Source organism: Adhaeribacter aerolatus (assembly GCF_007991635.1).
Taxonomy (GTDB): domain Bacteria; phylum Bacteroidota; class Bacteroidia; order Cytophagales; family Hymenobacteraceae; genus Adhaeribacter; species Adhaeribacter aerolatus.
Map to the genome: position 1 here is coordinate 91450 of NZ_BJYS01000023.1, position 18009 is coordinate 109458.

An 18009-nucleotide genomic window follows, 5' to 3' on the forward strand; every position below is an offset into this window, starting at 1 on the left:
CGCCCCAAACTTTTGCGGCCCACCCCGAAACGGAAAATATTCGATTTAATCCAGGTTTAGCTGTACTTATTCTTTTTTTCTCTTTCATGTCATTTAACAAGGGTAAGCTGATACACCATTGGTTTTGGGTGGCGGGTTAAAGCAATTTGTCCTTCGAGCCAGGCAATAATAATATTTAAATCTTCTAAGCCCTTGACGTGCCGGCCTTGTTCGTGGGAGCGAAACCCCAGAATATAAGTCCGGTTCTGCGGGCGGTACTGTTGAAAAAATAACTGGTTCTTTTTAAAAATCAAATCCCGCAATTGCGCCGCCTGGTTAAATGAAGCCCCGTGCCGAATGGCTACCCCTTCTTTCCATTGCGCGGCCGAAGCCGTAATAACCTGGTCATCGTTGGCCGTAAGCGTATAAATGCCTTTTTTCAGGCCGGGTATTTTTATTAGCTGAGCTTTATCTGCGGTTCCTTCTGCTATTTGCGGCAATGGTAGCGGCAAATATTCCGGTTCCAGGGTAAATGTAACTTGGCCTTTATCCTTACCCGCATTTATAATTTTAACCGGAGCAGTGGACTCTCCCGCGTTTTTAGAAATATTGATAATGGCCGAATCCTGGCGCGGTGTTAAACCCAGTCCTTTTTCTAAGGTGGTAGCCAGATAATAGTAACCGGTTTCGTTCAGGTGCACCCCATTATCCGATATTTTCACCTGTTTGTTGAGCGCCAGCATTGGCTGGTAGATATCAATATATCGCTGGCTGCGCTCCGCCGCTGTTTTGGCAATAGTGGTTGCGTACAGTTCCAGCATGGCATTCCGCGGCGCTACCTGGGTGGGTGTTTCGGTAGTCATCATCGGTATCGGCGACAACAGAATGGCCTTGGCACCCAGTTGTTCTATTTTATCGAGCAATTTGTTTAAGCCCTGTTTAAAACGGGCAACACCCTCCTCTTCTTCCTGGGCCTCGATGGCACCGTAAGAGATAAATACCACCGTAGGTTGCGCCTTGGTTAATTGCTCGATTAATAAATCATAGGCGCTCGGCGAGGAAATATAGCTGCGGGCTTCGCCCCAAACGGTATCTCCGGTCCAGCCAATATTCCGGAAAGTAACGTTTTGGTTCGGCCAGCGGGTAGTCAAAACGAACTCCAGGTAACCATACGGCATGTCGTTTTCAAACAGAGAATTTCCCAGAAAAACTACCCGATCACCGTTTTTTAGGTTAAAGTTGGTATCGGCTGGCGCAGTTTTCGGAGCGGCATTTTGGGCAGTTACTTTTCCGTAGGATAAGGTAAAAAGCCAAAATAAAATATAGCTAAGTGTGGTGGATAGCTTTCTCATGCAATATTAATTTAAGTAATATTTCCGGCAGAAATAATCCGGATAAATGCACTTGGTTAAAGTGCTGCGATTGAACGAGAAATATAATAATATTATCTGCTTACCGGATTGAATTAGCTATATTTTTATTGTAAAACAGAAAACTTTTGGCAAAAAATGGAGTCTTAACTTTAAGAATGAATCAAAATAAACAGGTACAAATATTTACTACTACTGTTTTGCTGCTTGAATTTAAAAATATTTAGTTTCTAGGGAAGCACTTTCGACTTAACGACGGCATATTTTAGGCAGTTTAAATATTACTGGATTAATACCTTGAAGTGGCCTTCCGGTACATTAAGAAGTTGTAAATTAATGCTGCTATTGACTGGAATAAACGCTTTAACTCCACCACTATTTGCCCAGGTTGATTCCACTCAGAACAGAAGCAATTCCGGCAGGCTGCAAGACTTATTTTCGGTTGGCACAGGTTTGCAGCACGGTTTTATTTTCCCGCACTCCCAGGCCGTACAAAATACCAAAGGTGCCCGGCCTACCGGCGTAGAGGCCATCCTGAGTCGGCAACGGAACGATGCGCCCACCTGGAACCTGTGTAATTGTTTTCCGCGCCAGGGAATATTACTCGCTTATTATAATTTTGATAATGCTATTTTGGGTAAAGGCACTACTGCCGCTTATTTTCTGGAGCCTACTTACCGCATTAGCCGCAAAACACTTTTTCCCTTTAAAGGAGCCGCCGGTTTAGCTTACCTTACTAACCCGTTTGATAGCATCCGCAACCCGGCCAATCAATCGTACAGTACTGCCGTGAGCGCTTACCTGTTGTTTGGGGCCGGTGCCTGGTTTCGCCTGAACAACCACTGGTGGCTAAACCCTTCGGTTAATTACCAGCATGTATCCAACGGAGGCATGAAGCAGCCTAACAAGGGAATAAATTGGCCGACTGCCGGCATTTCGGTAAGTTACCAGCCGCTGATCCGGCCTTATTATAGGGGCACGCGGTTAAAAGAAAAATATTGGAGAACTTATGCACCGCGCTGGGAGGTTACCGCATTTGGCACTTCCCGACGAGGCTACGATGCCAACCGGAATCGCATCCGCTCGCCTTTAATGGGCTTAGCAGTACAGAGAGCCAAGCAGGTTGGCCGTATTAGCGCTTTAACCCTAAGCGCCGAAGTTTACCACGACGAAGAACTTCAAAATGAGCTTACCAAAGCTTCTATAAAGGCCAGTCCGGTAAAAGCCGGTGTAATGGCCGGACACGAATTTATTTTAGGCAAATTTTTATTTAGCCAACGGTTAGGCTACTACGTTTTTGATCAAACTCCGTACTTCGAAAAATTATTTCACCGCTGGGGTTTGCATTACCGGATTAACCAACAGTTTGGGGCAGGGTTTAATTTATTGGCGCACAGTGAGGTGGCTGAATTTATTGATTTGCGGTTATCTTATTCTTTTCAGAAGAAACCCAATTAATACCACAGAGCTTTGAAGTTTGCTTTCACCCTTTTGTGTTATCTTTTTAATGGAAGCCGTATTCGATTTATTCTTCTAATAAATTTTGAAAGCACAATTTTAAGCATAATCATTTTTGCAGGTAACACTACTCCACCACCATATTGCCGGCAGACCAGTAAAGTAAAGTTTTAGCTTTCGCGTACTTCGTTTGGAGGGAATAAAGCTTTTGTTGCGACTCCAGCAGTTTGGCTTCCCGGGAATTTACCAGGAACAAAGAACTCTCCCCGTTCTGAAAACGAATAACCTCGCCGTTCCGGAGCTTATTTGCATTTTCTACCATTTGCTCCTGCAATTTTATTTGCGCGGCCAGCGACTCCCAATCGTTAAAAGCGGCCAGTAAACTGTTTTCTATTTCACGGGTGGTTTGCTGGAGTTCCAGGTTGTTGGCTTGCTGCTTGGCTTTGGTAAGCTGGAGTTTGCCCCTTTCTTCCCGCAGAAATAATGGCACATTAAAACTCATCCCTAATTTGTAGTTGGCCCACAGGTACTGCCGCTCGAAAGCATCCGGGCGGAGGTAAAAATCTTTTTGGAGTACATTATATTCTACATTGAGTTTTGGTTTTAACTTCTCGGTAGCCAGGCGTTGTTCTACCTGTAATTGCTGGCCTTTCAGGTTAATTTTGCGCAAATCCGGGTGGTTGGTTTTGGCTAGTTCCAGCAATTGCTGCATCGAGTCCTGGGGCAGCGTAGTAAGTTCACTGCCGGTTAAAGCGGGCACGGTTCGTTCCTGTAACTCCAACGGGACCGCGTTTTCAGCCCAGAGGTGCGTGGCTACCATTAGCCGGACATTATTATAGGCAAGTTGCGCCTGCTGCACCAGCACCTGACGGTTTTGTACTTCGGTTAAAGCTTCTACGGTGTCAATAGCGGCCAGGTCGCCTTCCCGCACGCGTATCCGGACAGCTTTCAGCCGGAAATCAGCAAGTTCCAGGGCTTCGCGGTAAAGCTGCATTTCGCGGTAATACAAAAGCCAGTCCCAGTAATCTTTCGTTGCCTGCAACAAAAGCTTGTTTATGAGTTTTACCCACTCGGCCTCGGCAATATCCTGCAGCAACACGGCTTGCTTAATAGTAGCCCGGCGCTGGTCGATAAACAAACCCTGGCCCAGTGGTACCGAAACGCCCGCAAAGCTTAAACCGCCGGCCGGCGTGTTGTTTTCAGGGTTTAAATATTGGCCGCGGGTTTGATCATAGCCAGCTTTTAAATCGAAGCCGAACCACGTAGGAATTTCCAGGGTATTATTCCAGAGATGATAATATTCTTTCCCGTTGTATTCTTTGCGGTAAATTTTAGAACTGATAACCGGATCGAGCGTGCCGCGGGCCATCCGTAATTCTTGCCGGGCTTGCTCGGTTAGCAATGCGGCCTGGGAGGCAACCGGGTGGTTTTGCAAAACAAGCCGGTGAAACTCCTGTAAGGTAAGCACCTGCACCGAATCGGGGTTTTGCGCTTTTGCCGGAGATAAACCCAGCACCAGCAAACCCAGTACCAGCTCAAGTTTTAGCATATAAAGCTGAATATTTTTCATGATGCCTTAATATTCTTCTTTAGCTTGGTCTGTACTGGCTTTAGCGGTTTTCTTATCCTGGGTGCCGGTTTCCTTGCCGCCGGTGTAATCGGCCGGAAAGCTGTTTAACTGCCGCCAGATTTCGTACCACATCGGTACGGTATTGAGCATGGCCCACCCGAAAACCCCCGAACCTACCCGCAAAGCATTGGGCCACGGTTCCTGTTCAGGGTCGGGCACCACCAATAAACGGTACTGGCCGTTGGTGCCGGTGTTATCGATAACCGCTACCTGCCCCCCGAAGGTACCAAAACTAGCACCGGGCCAACCCGAAAAGACCAGAGCAGGCCATCCTTCAAACTGCAGCCGGACCTTATCATCGCGCTTAATCAAAGGCAGGTCCAGGGCATTAACGTAAAGCTCCGCGGCTAACTGCGGGTTTGCCGGCATAATAGTAGCTACCGGTTCCCCTTCTTTTATGGTCTCTCCTAATCCGGCTTTCAACGTCCGGACCAGGTAACCGTCCTGCGGGGCCAGAATGTGATAATACTGGCTCCGGATCTGGGTGTTACTGTATTCATTTTGCAGCTTCGAAAGCTCGGCCTGGGTGCCGTAGATGTACGAGCGGGTGGCGTTTAATTCAGCATCAGCCTTAGCTATTTTATCGGCGTATTCGGCCTGCAAAGAGTTTAGCTCGGTGCGGGCATTCTGCAACTCGGCCCGGGAGGCATCATATTTATTCTTTACCGAAAGTAGTTTGGCCTGGGCTTCCTGTAGTTTCAGGCGACGGGATTCCAGTTCGGTCAGGGATTTTAAACCTTGGTTGTAGAGGCTTTCCTGGCGGGCAAACTGCGATTCGGCAATGGTTAAGTCGGTGCGTTGCGCTACCACGTCCATGCTGTCGCTTTGCAGTTTCAGGCGCGTTTGCTGTACTTTATTACGGGCTTTCTGCAAGCTAAAAGTTAAACCCAGGCGCAGGGCTTGTATTTGCGCCTGCATTGCCTGGGCTTTGGCTTCGGTAGCGTTGGCGGCACCATGCTTGGCTTCTACCTGCTCGCTCAGGCGGGCCAGTAACTGCGGATCCAGATATTTTTCCTTAACTTCAGTAATGCTTACAATGGTATCACCTTTTTTTACCAAAGCGCCTTCCATTACATGCCAGGCCTGAATCCGGCCGGCAATAACGGCTTCTATGGTTTGGGGCCGGTCTTGCGGTGTTAGAGCCGTCAGCGAACCAGTAGAACGAATATTCTGGGTCCAGGGCAAAAACAAGCAAAGGATTAATACCAGGAAAATCCCGCCCAGCCAATAAGTAAGCAGCCGGCCCAACCGGGGGGTTTGTACCTGCCGCATCGATTCCAGTTGCATCAGGTCCGCGCTGTTTATTTCATTATTAATTTCAGGCATAACTTAAGCCGGTATTTCGGTTAATTCTCTTAACAATTCGTGCTGGCTTATTTCGGCAAAATTACCCGAGGCTACCAGTTTCCCTTCCTGCAGCAACAAAGTCCGGTCACAAAGTGCCATTACATCCGGTTCGTTCGAAACTATAATCATGGTCCATTCGAATTGCTTACCCGTCAGCATCCGCATCAGGTTCATTTTTTCTTTTCTACTCATGCCCACCCAAAAATCATCAATAATCAGGAGCTTAGGGTGTTGCAACAGGCTGCGGGCCATTACTATTTTGCGGGCAATGGTGCTGGGCAAACGCTGACTGCCCCCGACGAGGTAAGACTGAAACCCTTCTGGTAATTCATGCACAAACTGATTCAGGCCTACCATATCGGTTGCCCAAAGTATATCCTGCATGGGTAATTCCCGCCCCAGGGTTAAGTTCTCCAGCAGAGTGCCGTCAAAAACCTGATCTTTTGAAATATTATCGCCGATCAAACTTCGTAAGCTGCCAATGTGCAGATCGCGCAGCGAAACGTCATTGTAAACAATGCTGCCTTCGTAGGCCGAATACAGCCCCAGTAACAAGCTAACCAGGGTACTCTTACCCGAATTGTTGTAACCAGCCAGGCAAATACGTTCCGAAGGCTTAATGCTGAAGTTAATATTTTCCAGAGAAGCTTTTAAGGTATTCGGATACAGGTACCGCAGGTTCTTAACCTGTATACCTAGCCCACCCGGCAGGGGCATATCTTCTAGTTTTATGCCCTTTATTTCTTCAATCGGTAAATCGGTTACATGGCCTAATTTGTCCAGGCTGGTTAAAACATCGTACACGGTATCGAGCTTTACAATAATTTTTTCTACCGCCGTCATTATTAAAATGATAATAATTTCAGAAGCAACAAATTGCCCAATGTTAATTTCCCGTTGTACTACTAAAATACAACCCAGTACCAGCAAGCCCCCGGTTATAACCGTTTTAAACCCCACAAAGCTCAGGTATTGGGTCATTAATACCCCGAAATGTTCTTTCCTGACTTTCAGGTAGCTGCTTACATAAGAGTCGGTGCGCGAAGTGGGCAGATTGGTATGCTCCACAAATTTAAAGGTACTCATGGAGCGGGCTAACTCTTCTAACCACGCCACCAGTTTGTACTTATATTTCGATTCCATGATGCTGGTTTCTACACCCTTTCTGCCGGTACTCCAGATTATATAGACCAGAACCGTTATCAGAATAATACCCAGGAAAATAAAGTACGGGTGGTACAAGGAAAGCAAAATCAGGCCAAAAAGAATTTGAATGACCGCCGTAGAAAAATCGAGCAATATTTTAGCAAGCCCTTTTTGCAGCGATACCACATCGAAAAAGCGATTCATGAGCTCTGGCGGATAATATTTACTTAAGGCTTCGGCCTGAAACCGCGGAATCCGGTGCGCAAAGTCGAAGGCGGTTTTCACAAAAATGCGTTGCTGCAGATATTCCACCAACCATAACTGCATTACCTGCAGGCCACCCACAATAAGCAAAGCCAAAACAATGAGGCCAATCAGCACTACCACCGAAACCGGAATCTGCCCGCTGGAAACGAAACCAATAATACTCTGTATACCCAGCGGCAGCGCCAAACTAATAATACCGGCTGCTACCGCGTAGATATACAGGTAAACAATTTCTCGTTTTTCTGAAGCCAGCAGGCGCAGAAACCGCTGCATGGGTGTTATAGGTTTTAGACTTTCAGAATTTGCCATTGCTTCGTTCGTTTTTCCATTATTTTGAATTATCAATTGCCGAATAGACCAAATGTTTCAGAAATTGAATAGTTTCTTCAACCGGTCGTTGTGAATATTTGATTTCGGTTAGAGATGGAAGGTGGCTGGCAAAATATAATTGCTGGTGGGCGGCTTCCATAACGGTACTAACGAGCGCATGCGGATAAGGATAATCCGGATTTACCGCCAGCACCAATTGGGCCAGGTGTCGGCAAAATTTTTTAATCTCCAGAAAAAATCCTTCCTTATTTTCGGCATCTACTTCTTTTGTCAGGTAAACCTTGGAAGATTCTGCCATTACAATCCGGTACAGAATACGCTCATCAATATAGGCTACACTCGGGTCGTCTTCTTGCCCGGCATTAACCAGCTCTTCTAAAGCCCGGTCGAGACGCTGCCGCGGATCTGGTAAATTATGCGTTTGAAAAGTAACGGTATAATCTACCCAGGCCCAGTACCACGATACCAGGTAAACCAAAAGCTTATGCTTGTTCTCGAAGTACCGGTAAATAGAGGCCTCCGTAGAGCCAATCTCAGCGGCCAGTTTTTTAAAAGTAAACTGCTCAAAGCCTAAAGCATCAATCATTTTAATGCTCTCACTAATAATTTTCCGGCCAAGTTCTGTGCTCTCGGGTTCCCGCAGGTAAGATTTATGATTTAAACTGATATGGATGCTTGCTGCCATTTTTAATGAATATCTTCTTAATTGCCCAACTCCAACGGGCAGCTAGTAGCTTAATACCACTTAGCTGCTGGATCTTCAGAAACAAAGATAATGAAGCTTTTAATAATAATAGTAATACTATCAAAAATATATGCAACACTTTTATTTGTCTAAAATATAGTTCTTGGTTTAAGGTGTACCGAATCCGGAAAGCTGAGAAAGGAAGTTTTGAAGTATTTTGAGTTTGAGAGAGCTCTTGCCTCGGAACTTTTTAATAAAGGGCAATTGAAAACTCTCTCTGTATTTATTACTTAATTTTCTCTTTTAATCTCAAGAATATCAATTATTTATAACCGGCTCGATTCTAATAATGCTTTTGGAATTAATACAATAACGCAAGCCGCTGGGTGCGGGACCATCGGGAAATACATGGCCTAAGTGGCCCTCGCAAACATTGCATTGTACTTCTATGCGGTGCATGTGGTGGGTGTCGTCGAAGAGGTATTTAATAGCGGCTTTGGTAATGGGTTGGGTAAAGCTGGGCCAACCCGAAATGGCGTGGTATTTTTCGGTGGAATTAAACAGCAAACTACCGCAGCCTACGCAGGCATAAACCCCGGGTTCATACGAGCGGCAATAAGCATTGCGGTAAGGTGGCTCGGTGCCTTTCAGTCGCAAAATATTAAACTGCGCCGGGGTGAGTTGCGCCTGCCATGCTGCGTCCGTTTTCTCAACCCGGCGATAAGGCTCCGGATTGCTGTACTTGGCAAATTTTAAAACATCTATCCACCGTAACATACAGCGTCTGGCTTTTTTCTGGTAAGTTTAACAGAAAACAGGCTGGCTTAAGGTTAGGTTCAAGGTTAGTTGCACAACCAGGTAGCGGGTATTAACACACCAGGACTTTACCAGCGCATTTCACTTCTGGCTTTTAGCACGGCAATGGCAAAATAAGATTTTAGGTTATGCTGGTATCAACATCTGGATATGGTCGATGCCGTCTTCATCGTAAACCGGGCCATCGGGTACAAAACCGAACTTTTTGTAAAAGCTAGTGGCGTACAGTTGAGCGCCAATCCGGATGGGGCCTTTACCAAATAATTTATAAGTTTGTTCAATAGCGTGTTCCATTAATATCCGGCCAATACCAGAGCCTCTAACCTTGCGGCTGGTAACAATCCGGCCAATAGATAGTTCGGGATAAGTTAGGCTAGCCGGCACTAACCGGGCATAAGCCACCAGTTCTTCCGCCTGGAAAAGCATTAGATGGTGGCAGCCCTGGTCTTTGTTATCGGCATCCTGGAAAACGCAATTTTGCTCTACCACAAATATTTCGTTGCGGAGCCGTAAAATAGCGTATAACTCCAACGGCGTTAACTCGTGGAAAGGCTTGGTAATTGCTGTTAGTTCCATTGGTTTAAAAGTACCGGATAGTTTTTTGGTGGCAGCTATTTAACAACTTTAACCTCCAGATTATTTGGGGTGGCAAGTATACGCGAATACCATTAGCTGCGCAACTAACCAGCAAGCCATTTAGTTTAAAAATCGGGCCCGGGGTATAATAAATATTGCTGGCTTAGCTTTAGTTTAAAGCGCTTAACCACAAGGAAGAAAAGCTTAATATTACACAGCACCGGGCTTCCGGCAAAAGACATTAATAGATAATAACAACTAATATTTCGCTGAAAAAAGCGCTAAATCAACCCAAATGAATATTAAAGGCGACATCCTGCAAATAAAAAACAAACGAGACAGCAAGCACCAGGATATACAAATCCAAATAGACACGATTACTTATATCACCCACAAAAAAGATGGCCGGTACTTTCAGCCTTTCGAATTAATCGATAATCTGCAAAATTCGCTGCTACTAACCGGCGACCAATTGGCGCGTTCTGATAATAAATACTTAGAAGAAGGCGAACACGAATTTAAAGTTTACGATAAAGCTGGCGACAATTACGAGCTTAACCCGAACAAACATCTGCTGGTAACGCTGGAATACGATTTTGACCTGGCCGAATCTATTTTAACCTCGGTTGAATATTCGGTAACAGTGAGTACGGAAGAGTTTAAGGAATTACAGAACCGAAAAAATCTACCGAAAGGAAAAGACCGCAGAAATAAATGAAATAATAATTTTCTACATTCAAACAAAATACAGGGCAGATTAGTTATTCTGGTAAGCGTAAAACCATTTTAGCTTAAAGAAGTAGATAGTTTTATATTCTTCATAATATTTTCAAAAAGCCAGGCGTATGGCTACCTTATCTTTAAAACCACTTTACGAAGACGAAGCTTTCCAAATCCGGGTTGATAAAGCCTTTGCGGTACTGGAATTAACTTTTCTGAAAAACCCGGATAAGGAACATTTCCGCAATGGCTACCGCCTGGCTTTTGATGCGGCTGCCAGTAAGAATATTAATTATTGGCTGACCGATGCAACCCAGATAAAGGCCATGGAACGCGAAAACCAGGTTTGGTTGCTGGAAAGAATGACGCCTTTGCTTAAAGCTAACATTATCCGCTGCATTGCCATTGTAATGGCACCGGAATGTTTTGTAATGACGAACCCAAACCAGGTTTACGAAAAAAAAGAAAGTGACACGTCCTCTGCCGGCCAGATAAAAGTACATTTCGACAAAGAGGCCGCTTATGACTGGCTTTTCAGCAGTATAAAAGCTACCGTGGTTTAGGAGTGGTAATTTTTTCTAACTGAATAATTATACCAAATAGTTATAACAGCTAATAAAAAGCACTTTTCATAGGGGCGGTATATCTCAAGGGTATAAGGAGCTTAAAAAAAGGTAGCGGTACAGGAAAGGTCGGAAGCATTGCAGGCAGGTCTTAGCAGAAACGCCAAAAAATGCTTAACAATACAACAACTTTTTATTCACCTCTTACCAACAGACTTAACGGTGGCGGCAGAAAGAGCATCACTTACGCACTTCTGCCTGGTGCACTGTTATTATCTGTATATCATAAATAATTTTAACCACTCTGGTATTTCTTTCTTTCATTTAAATTAATCTTTCTGTACTTTCCTTATATTAAATTGTATCTATAAGAAAGTGCAAGTTTACGCTACCTTGTGCTATAATCATGAGCAAAAAAGGAATAAATACTAGCCAACCCAATCAATTAGCGGTAAGTTTTGTACCCGCAGTATTAAGGAGAAAATATTCTGACTACTCGGAGGAGAAAATTGTTATCGGGGAGAATGAGAATTATACAGCCCTGTTATGGATAGATATCTGTAATTTTTCACCGCTCTGTAACCGGTTAATGAAGGATGCGGCTAGTGGAGTGGAAAAAATAACCAGTATTCTAAATAGTCATTATGATTTTATATTGCATTTAATAAATGAATTCGGAGGGGAACCTTTATTTTTTGCCGGTGATGGGCTTATGTCAGCTTGGCCTGTTACCAAAAAAAATAAGGGGCAGGCAGTATCACTTGCTACAGCTTGCGCACATAAAATTTTAAACGAAAGAGTTACCTTAGACGACAACAATCAACTTCTTTCCCTTCATGTTATAATTGCAACAGGTTCGTGGCAGCTTTCTGTATTTGAAGAAAGTTACCTTAACCATCTGTTTAGTTTTTATGGCGAGGCTTTTAGAAATTTAGCATTAGCTTCAAAGAACCATTTTCCTAACCAGATAATTATTTCTGATACTGCACTTGGTTATCTAAATAAAGGAATAAGGAGCGAACCAGTTGACTATGCTGCGTCAATATTGTTAGATGTTCCTGACGTGCTTTCAATACCAGCAAAAAGCAACCTGCATTTAACGAAAGAGGCTACCCAAAAGCTAAAATCATTTATTCCCCAAACCTTAATATTTCAGCTTAATAATGAAAAGCTTAAATGGATTGCGGAAATAAGACCGGTTACTATATTATTTGTCAGGTTACCGAATAATAAAAAAAATGCATCGGCAAACCTTAACCAATTACGTGATTCTGTAAGATTAACCACACCCTTGGTGCTTAAGTATGATGGTTTGCTGAACCAGGTGTGGATGGATGAAAAAGATTCTAATTTATTAATTTGCTTTGGCCCTCCACCATCTGCCCACATGGATAACCCGGAACGCAGTGTGCGGCTTGCTTTAGAAATTCACCATCTACTGAACAAATCGGGTTATGTAAATACCATAGGAATTAGTGGTGGCATGGCTTATTGTGGCATTTTAGGTAACGACATTCTGCGGCAATATACCGTTATCGGGGATGTGGTAAACCTGAGTGCCCGCATTACCAGCATTGCCCAAAATAAAGTACTTTGTGATAAGGCTACTTACCATGCCAGTAATAAAATTGTTAATTATGAAGCTCCCCTAATTCAAAATATTAAAGGCTTTGCAGAACCTGTTTCTTTATATGAACCTAAAAACCTTCTGGAACATAACCAAAATGCATTAAACATACCACAATCCGTTGGCCGCCACGCCGAACTGACCCAATTAATGGACGCTTTTAATAATACATTATCTGGTAAAAGCGCCTGTATTCTGCTGGAAGGGGATAGTGGGATGGGGAAAACAAGATTACTGGAAGATTTTAAAGCACAAGTTTTGCCTGGCCAAGGAGTTCTCCTACCCACTTCAGGTGATTTTATCAGCCGTCATACGCCTTATATTATATGGGTGAATATTTTCTCTACCTTGTTAGGGTTAAACCAAGTAACATCAGCTAAAGATAAACAGGAAGCATTAAAAGTTATTGAAGCAAAATATGGCGGTAAAGCTTGCCTGTTAAATGTTGTACTGCAATCTAATTATAAGGATAGCGAAGAAGTAAAAAGTCTCACCGAAAGCCAGAAAGTAGTTGTTACCCACCATTTCCTGTTCCAAATATTAGAGGAAGAGAGTAGAAAGCAGCCATTGGTAATAGTTATTGATGATGCACAATGGATGGTGGATGAAGCCTCGTGGAACCTGATTAAAGCTGTGAACGCAGATTTAAATAGTTGCCTGCTCGTAATGTCGTTTCAGAAAACCGAAGGCTTTCCGGAAGTTAAAGCCCTGCAAGATAAAAACGCCCAGCGTATAATTCTGCAGGAGTTACCGGACGAGGCTATTGATAAGCTTATTTATGCAAAGCTAAATACAAAAAGAATATCGGATGAAGTTTCCGAGCTGGTTAAAAAAATAGCCAAAGGCAACCCATTTTTTTGCCTTGAACTGGCTGGCTCTTTACTAGATCAGGAACTGCTTTCATTTGAGAACGATAGTTGTGCATTTAATACAGATGTAAGTATCCATAAATTATCCATGCCCGAAACGGTGCGGGGAGCTGTACGCCAGCGGATCGACCGGCTGAACCATGGGTCTCAGTTATCTCTGAAGGTAGCTAGTGTTGTAGGTAACCGCTTCGGTAAAAAAATTGTTACCAGTATCTACCCAATCAAAACCGAAAGAAAGCTGGTGCCTGCTTTCTTACAGGATGCCGAAAAAGCCGGATTTATAAATACGCAGGTAGTGGACAATCTGGAGGGTTACCTTTTTAACAATGCCACTACCTCGGAAGTTGCTTATGAAATGACGCTGGCCGAACAAAGAAGATATTTACACCGGGTAAGCGCAGAATGGTACGAAAATAACTTTAGGGAAAACTTATACCCCTATTATGTACGATTAGCTGACCATTGGTTAAAAGCAGGCGATAACAACAAAGCATCAGATTACCATGAAAAAGAGGCCATACGACTGTTCCGGCTAGGATTTGTTAAACAAGCTCTTGCTGTGGGCTTAGAAGGTGTTAAACTGCTCAACCCCGCTTTTGACTGGGAACAAGCCACGTTAGGACAAAAGATTGGGGAGCATCTGGCCTTTATACATACTTATATGCAAACCAGAAGCATCGAAAGCTTACTGGACCAAAAACAACTAAATAATTCAAACACAGAAAAAGTTATTAAAATATTGCTGGAACTAGCTCCGTTCGCGCACCAGAGCCAGCAAGTAGAACTTTTTGCGTTTATGTCTATTATGTGCCTGCGCCTTACATTAGAGGAGGGAAATGGCCAATCGGCGGCCGAAGTGTATTCCATGTACGCCATCATTCATAAATCGCTAACCAATGATAGTGCGGCGGCATTGGCCTGGAGTAACCTGGCCTTGGCCGTTGATAAAAAAAACAATCACACCCTACAAGCCCGGGTTAGTTTTATACATGGCTGGTTTATTGCCCATTGGCTGGTACCTCATAAAGACCTTATTGCCATTGCCAATGAAGGAGCCGATGCAGGGTTTAAATCGGGCGATATTTTATTTGGCTGTTTTTCGCTTTCTCTGGCTGTAGTACTTAAAAGTACTGCCGGGTTACCTTTAAGTGAAGTAATAACAACGGCGGAGAATCATTTAATCCGAAATAACCACACCGTTCTGAATGCAGCCTTTCACCTGGTTCATGAAGCCCAGGTAGCAAAAGCTTTACAAGGCCGCACGACAGCATTTACTTCGCTTACCGATAACCAATATGAGGAAACAAAAGACCTTGCCAGCATTTGTAATACTGATTTATATAACCAAATCGGGTATTATTTGATTTCCAAATTAAAGCTGAATGCGCATTTCGGAAACTGGGAAGAAGCTATTAAGTGGGGTAATCAGGCCTTGCCCCTACTGCCTGCATTTGCCCACCAGCCTGGAGAAATTGACCTGGAACAATTTTATACTATAGCAGCCTTATATAGAGCAACGGAAACTTCAGACCAGGCATCTGATAAATTAATGCATATAGCCAATACAAGTATCCATAAAATAAGTGCCTGGGCAACGCTTTCACCAGGCAATTTTTCGCATAAATTATTATTGCTACAAGGTATAAGGGAGGGTTTAAATGGTGATTTAGCGGTGGCTGAACAAATGTTTGAGCTGGCGGCAGAAAAAGCCTTAACCGTTGGATATATACAGGACAGAGCCCTTGCCTATGAGCACTTAGCCAGAATACAGAAGCGTTTTGGGGTGAATACTGAAAAAGCCTTAAAGGCTTCTCTTGATGCTTATTCCAGTTGGGGCGCAACGGGCAAAGTCAAATATCTGCATGAACAATTTACCGATTAAAAAGCCGCCCCGAAAAGTAATTCAGTATAACGGTTAATATTCTCAATCGCGCTTGAGCAGCATGGCATTGGCGTGTATATCCGGGCCAAGTGCCAGCATCACTAAGTTGTTTTTTTCAATTTCCGCGTTTTCTTCGTACCAAGCCATATTTATGGCATGGATAGCAACAGTAAGGTTCGCAAATTTTTTGATAGTTGTTAAAACCTGGGTCGGTTTCGGAGACATATTAGCACACCAATAATCTATAAGTACTTGCGATGTTTGGTGAGGCATAAAGGCAATATCAGCGCCGGTAAGCTGATTTTTTTGAAGCAAACTGGTTACGGCACTAAGCGCCATCTTAGTACCGAAATTTTTAAACCCTTCCAGGCCCTTATCAGTTATCTGAAAAAAGTGGGGAGAAAAAACTACCTTATGGCCCTGCAAAGGAGGATCTGCGTCCAGTTTTAAGCCGTCGGTGTACATACTCCCATAATAATCCGAATTGGTTACTGTACAGTAATCGGCCACATACCATTGCCCAGCCTCGGAGCTCATACCCACCACGGCCGCACCAGCGCCATCTCCAGCACTAACAGATTGGGGAGTATGGTAATCGACATTTCTGGTCCAGTTGCTCCCAATACAAATAAGTACATTTTTGGCACGGTTAGCTCGAACCAGCCCATCAGCCATCAGTAAACAGGAAGCATAATTGGAGTAATCGTTGCCAATAGGTATTACCCAAGTGCTGGCAGGTAACCCTAACTCTTTGTGCAACTGCGACAGTACATTGGGTTGAATATAGGTACTGATAGAACCAAGCCCGATTAAAATATCGATGTCTTTTGGCTCTTTGTTAGCTTTTTGCAGGGCCATTTTGGCTGCCGGTAACATTATATCAATCAGATCCTCACCGGGTTCTAAGACGTGCCGCTCCTCGTACCCTTCAAACATGGCTTGGTTAGGCTCATTTTTTTTCAACCAATCAAAAATAGGATCATTGTTATACCGGATTTTTTCCGGAACCGCCCACCCGGTACCAATTATTCTAGGAATTGCTTGTATCATGGTTTCAGTAGCCAATTAGGTTCAGGAATGTTAAATTTTCTTAATACTAATTCTGCCGTTTGCAGAGCACCTTCTACCCAGGTTTGGTTGGTAGAATATGCTTCGCCGCAGATATAACAAGGATAATCTTTTACAGGCTGAATCATGCGTTCCAGTATTTCAGTTGATTGGTAACCTGAATTCCAGAAGTGGACAGCCCCGCCATAAGGATCGTCGCCCCAGTCTACAAAAGCCGCCTCCAGCGGCTCCGGCGCATCTGTAACACCATGCAATAGTTGCAACTGCCGATGCATTTCATTCACCATTGCTTTGGGCGCTTCACTTATTTTCCAATTATACCTTAATCTTTCGTGCCAGTCGTTTTTCTGGTCGGTTGGTGTATGCGGCATCTTTTTTCTTTTAAACTTAGGAGCAGGACTGTCGTCGTTTATATCTCCCGGCCCTAATGGAATTTCCCGCAATCCACCCCAGAAATCTGAGCTCAAGGCATCGTTATAAATCATGAGAATGGCATTGGTATTTCCGGTATTTCCAATATTCTGTTTGCTTTCACCGCCCCAGTAGTAACATTGCCGGATAGGAATATCGGTAAGTGAACGCCCTTCTGTAACACCTTCCTTTTCCCACCAGGGGTGACCATAGGCAATAAACATTTTGTATAAATGAATGGGCTCCACTGCATTCATCATAAAACGTACATGCGGCGCAAGTTTAGGGTCGAGTACCGGTCCTCTGGGGGTTAATAATTCTAAGCTTCTTTGGGGCATAGCCAATACAACGGCCCGGGCAGTACGTATATTTTCATCGTCCCTGAATTGCAAAGCAACTCCTTTACTTGTATCCGACAGGTTTACATTATCAAAAGCTTCCAGCCAGGTATTTGTTATTACTTCACCTCCAGCGGCTTCAAACTCCTGCTGAAGGTTCCAGATTACAGAATCATAACCATCGTTGAGTAAGTAATATTTAACATCAGGTGTAAAATCAAAATATTCGCATATGGCATCAACGGCATTGGTATTATAACCCAGACAATCATAACCGACCGTAGTAACGGCTATGCTATAGGCCTCATGGCTTAACTGGGTGGCAACCACATTCCAAAAGCCATGTTTATAAAGTGGCGTGCCGTTAAAAACCTGGTTATTCAGATAATTGCGAAGCTCCGTGCCGCTGTATTTCTCAATATCCGGAAACAATTTAACCACGGCATAACCCAGAAAATTATCGGCTGTATTTCTAGGCGTTACATCTTGATTTAACCAGTCAATTTCGTCCTGAGCAAAATTGTAAGGCAGTTTCTCAGAGCGGGACAGATCGCCCACTCTTAATTGTTTTCCTCTTAAAAATAATAAATTATTAGGCTCCGTAACGGCCTGTTCGTGCCTGGGCAGGTTAAACTTATTTTCGATTAGCGATTTTATTAATACTTGTGAGGATACATAACGCATGCCCCCGATTTCACAAATTATATCGGGTAAGCCCGGTGCTTTAGCCGATAGGATTCGCCCACCAATTCTGCCACTTCCTTCAAATACAGCAATTTTTAAAGAACCTCGTTCTTGCTGCCATTTTTTTAATTCATCTGAGTATAATGGCCCGTCGAGCAGCATCCTCCAGGCCGTATAAATACCCGAGGCACCACCGCCAATTATGGCAACATCATAGTCCGGTAATTCTTTACTAACCATTGG

The 18009-nt window shown here is 43.9% G+C and carries 13 protein-coding genes; 4 read left to right on the forward strand and 9 right to left on the reverse strand.

The window, feature by feature from the left end:
- Positions 1–89: 89 nt before the first annotated feature.
- Positions 90–1331, reverse strand: coding sequence for an SGNH/GDSL hydrolase family protein (locus tag AAE02nite_RS15595; RefSeq protein WP_146899377.1), 1242 nt, complete (start codon positions 1329–1331; stop codon positions 90–92).
- Positions 1332–1685: 354 nt separating this feature from the next.
- Here AAE02nite_RS15595 and AAE02nite_RS15600 point away from each other — a divergent pair, with 354 nt between their 5' ends.
- Positions 1686–2807, forward strand: a complete 1122-nt coding sequence (locus AAE02nite_RS15600) for an acyloxyacyl hydrolase (protein WP_146899380.1) — start codon at positions 1686–1688, stop codon at positions 2805–2807.
- 127 nt (positions 2808–2934) lie between these two features.
- Here AAE02nite_RS15600 and AAE02nite_RS15605 read toward each other — a convergent pair whose 3' ends face one another.
- The 6 genes from AAE02nite_RS15605 to AAE02nite_RS15630 form a co-directional block, all read right to left on the reverse strand.
- Positions 2935–4377: a TolC family protein gene (locus AAE02nite_RS15605; protein WP_146899383.1), complete on the reverse strand. Its 1443-nt coding sequence runs from the start codon at positions 4375–4377 to the stop codon at positions 2935–2937.
- 6 nt (positions 4378–4383) lie between these two features.
- On the reverse strand, positions 4384–5763 hold the full coding sequence (locus AAE02nite_RS15610; RefSeq protein WP_146899386.1) for an HlyD family secretion protein: 1380 nt from the start codon (positions 5761–5763) through the stop codon (positions 4384–4386).
- A 3-nt stretch (positions 5764–5766) separates the two neighbouring features.
- Positions 5767–7470: a peptidase domain-containing ABC transporter gene (locus AAE02nite_RS15615; protein ID WP_146899389.1), complete on the reverse strand. Its 1704-nt coding sequence runs from the start codon at positions 7468–7470 to the stop codon at positions 5767–5769.
- A gap of 55 nt (positions 7471–7525) precedes the next feature.
- A complete protein-coding gene (locus tag AAE02nite_RS15620; protein WP_146899392.1) occupies positions 7526–8212 on the reverse strand; it encodes a TetR/AcrR family transcriptional regulator in 687 nt (228 codons plus the stop codon).
- Between the two features lie 318 nt (positions 8213–8530).
- On the reverse strand, positions 8531–8989 hold the full coding sequence (gene msrB, locus AAE02nite_RS15625) for a peptide-methionine (R)-S-oxide reductase MsrB (RefSeq protein WP_146899395.1): 459 nt from the start codon (positions 8987–8989) through the stop codon (positions 8531–8533).
- A 165-nt stretch (positions 8990–9154) separates the two neighbouring features.
- On the reverse strand, positions 9155–9604 hold the full coding sequence (locus AAE02nite_RS15630) for a GNAT family N-acetyltransferase (protein WP_146899398.1): 450 nt from the start codon (positions 9602–9604) through the stop codon (positions 9155–9157).
- Between the two features lie 295 nt (positions 9605–9899).
- On the opposite strand from AAE02nite_RS15630, the gene AAE02nite_RS15635 reads away from it, so the two are divergent.
- From AAE02nite_RS15635 to AAE02nite_RS15645, 3 genes are all read left to right on the forward strand, one after another.
- On the forward strand, positions 9900–10322 hold the full coding sequence (locus AAE02nite_RS15635; protein WP_146899401.1) for a hypothetical protein: 423 nt from the start codon (positions 9900–9902) through the stop codon (positions 10320–10322).
- Between the two features lie 127 nt (positions 10323–10449).
- Complete coding sequence (locus AAE02nite_RS15640) at positions 10450–10887, forward strand: hypothetical protein (RefSeq protein ID WP_146899404.1); 438 nt, start codon at positions 10450–10452, stop codon at positions 10885–10887.
- 1294 nt (positions 10888–12181) lie between these two features.
- Positions 12182–15265: an AAA family ATPase gene (locus tag AAE02nite_RS15645; protein WP_170252615.1), complete on the forward strand. Its 3084-nt coding sequence runs from the start codon at positions 12182–12184 to the stop codon at positions 15263–15265.
- A 42-nt stretch (positions 15266–15307) separates the two neighbouring features.
- Here AAE02nite_RS15645 and AAE02nite_RS15650 read toward each other — a convergent pair whose 3' ends face one another.
- Both AAE02nite_RS15650 and AAE02nite_RS15655 read right to left on the reverse strand, forming a co-directional pair.
- Complete coding sequence (locus AAE02nite_RS15650) at positions 15308–16315, reverse strand: 3-oxoacyl-ACP synthase III family protein (protein ID WP_146899411.1); 1008 nt, start codon at positions 16313–16315, stop codon at positions 15308–15310.
- The gene (locus AAE02nite_RS15655) at positions 16312–18006 is read right to left on the reverse strand and encodes a flavin monoamine oxidase family protein (protein WP_146899414.1); all 1695 of its coding nucleotides are present in this window, start codon (positions 18004–18006) and stop codon (positions 16312–16314) included. Before AAE02nite_RS15655 ends, AAE02nite_RS15650 begins: the two co-directional genes overlap by 4 nt.
- Between the last annotated feature and the right edge of the window lie 3 nt (positions 18007–18009).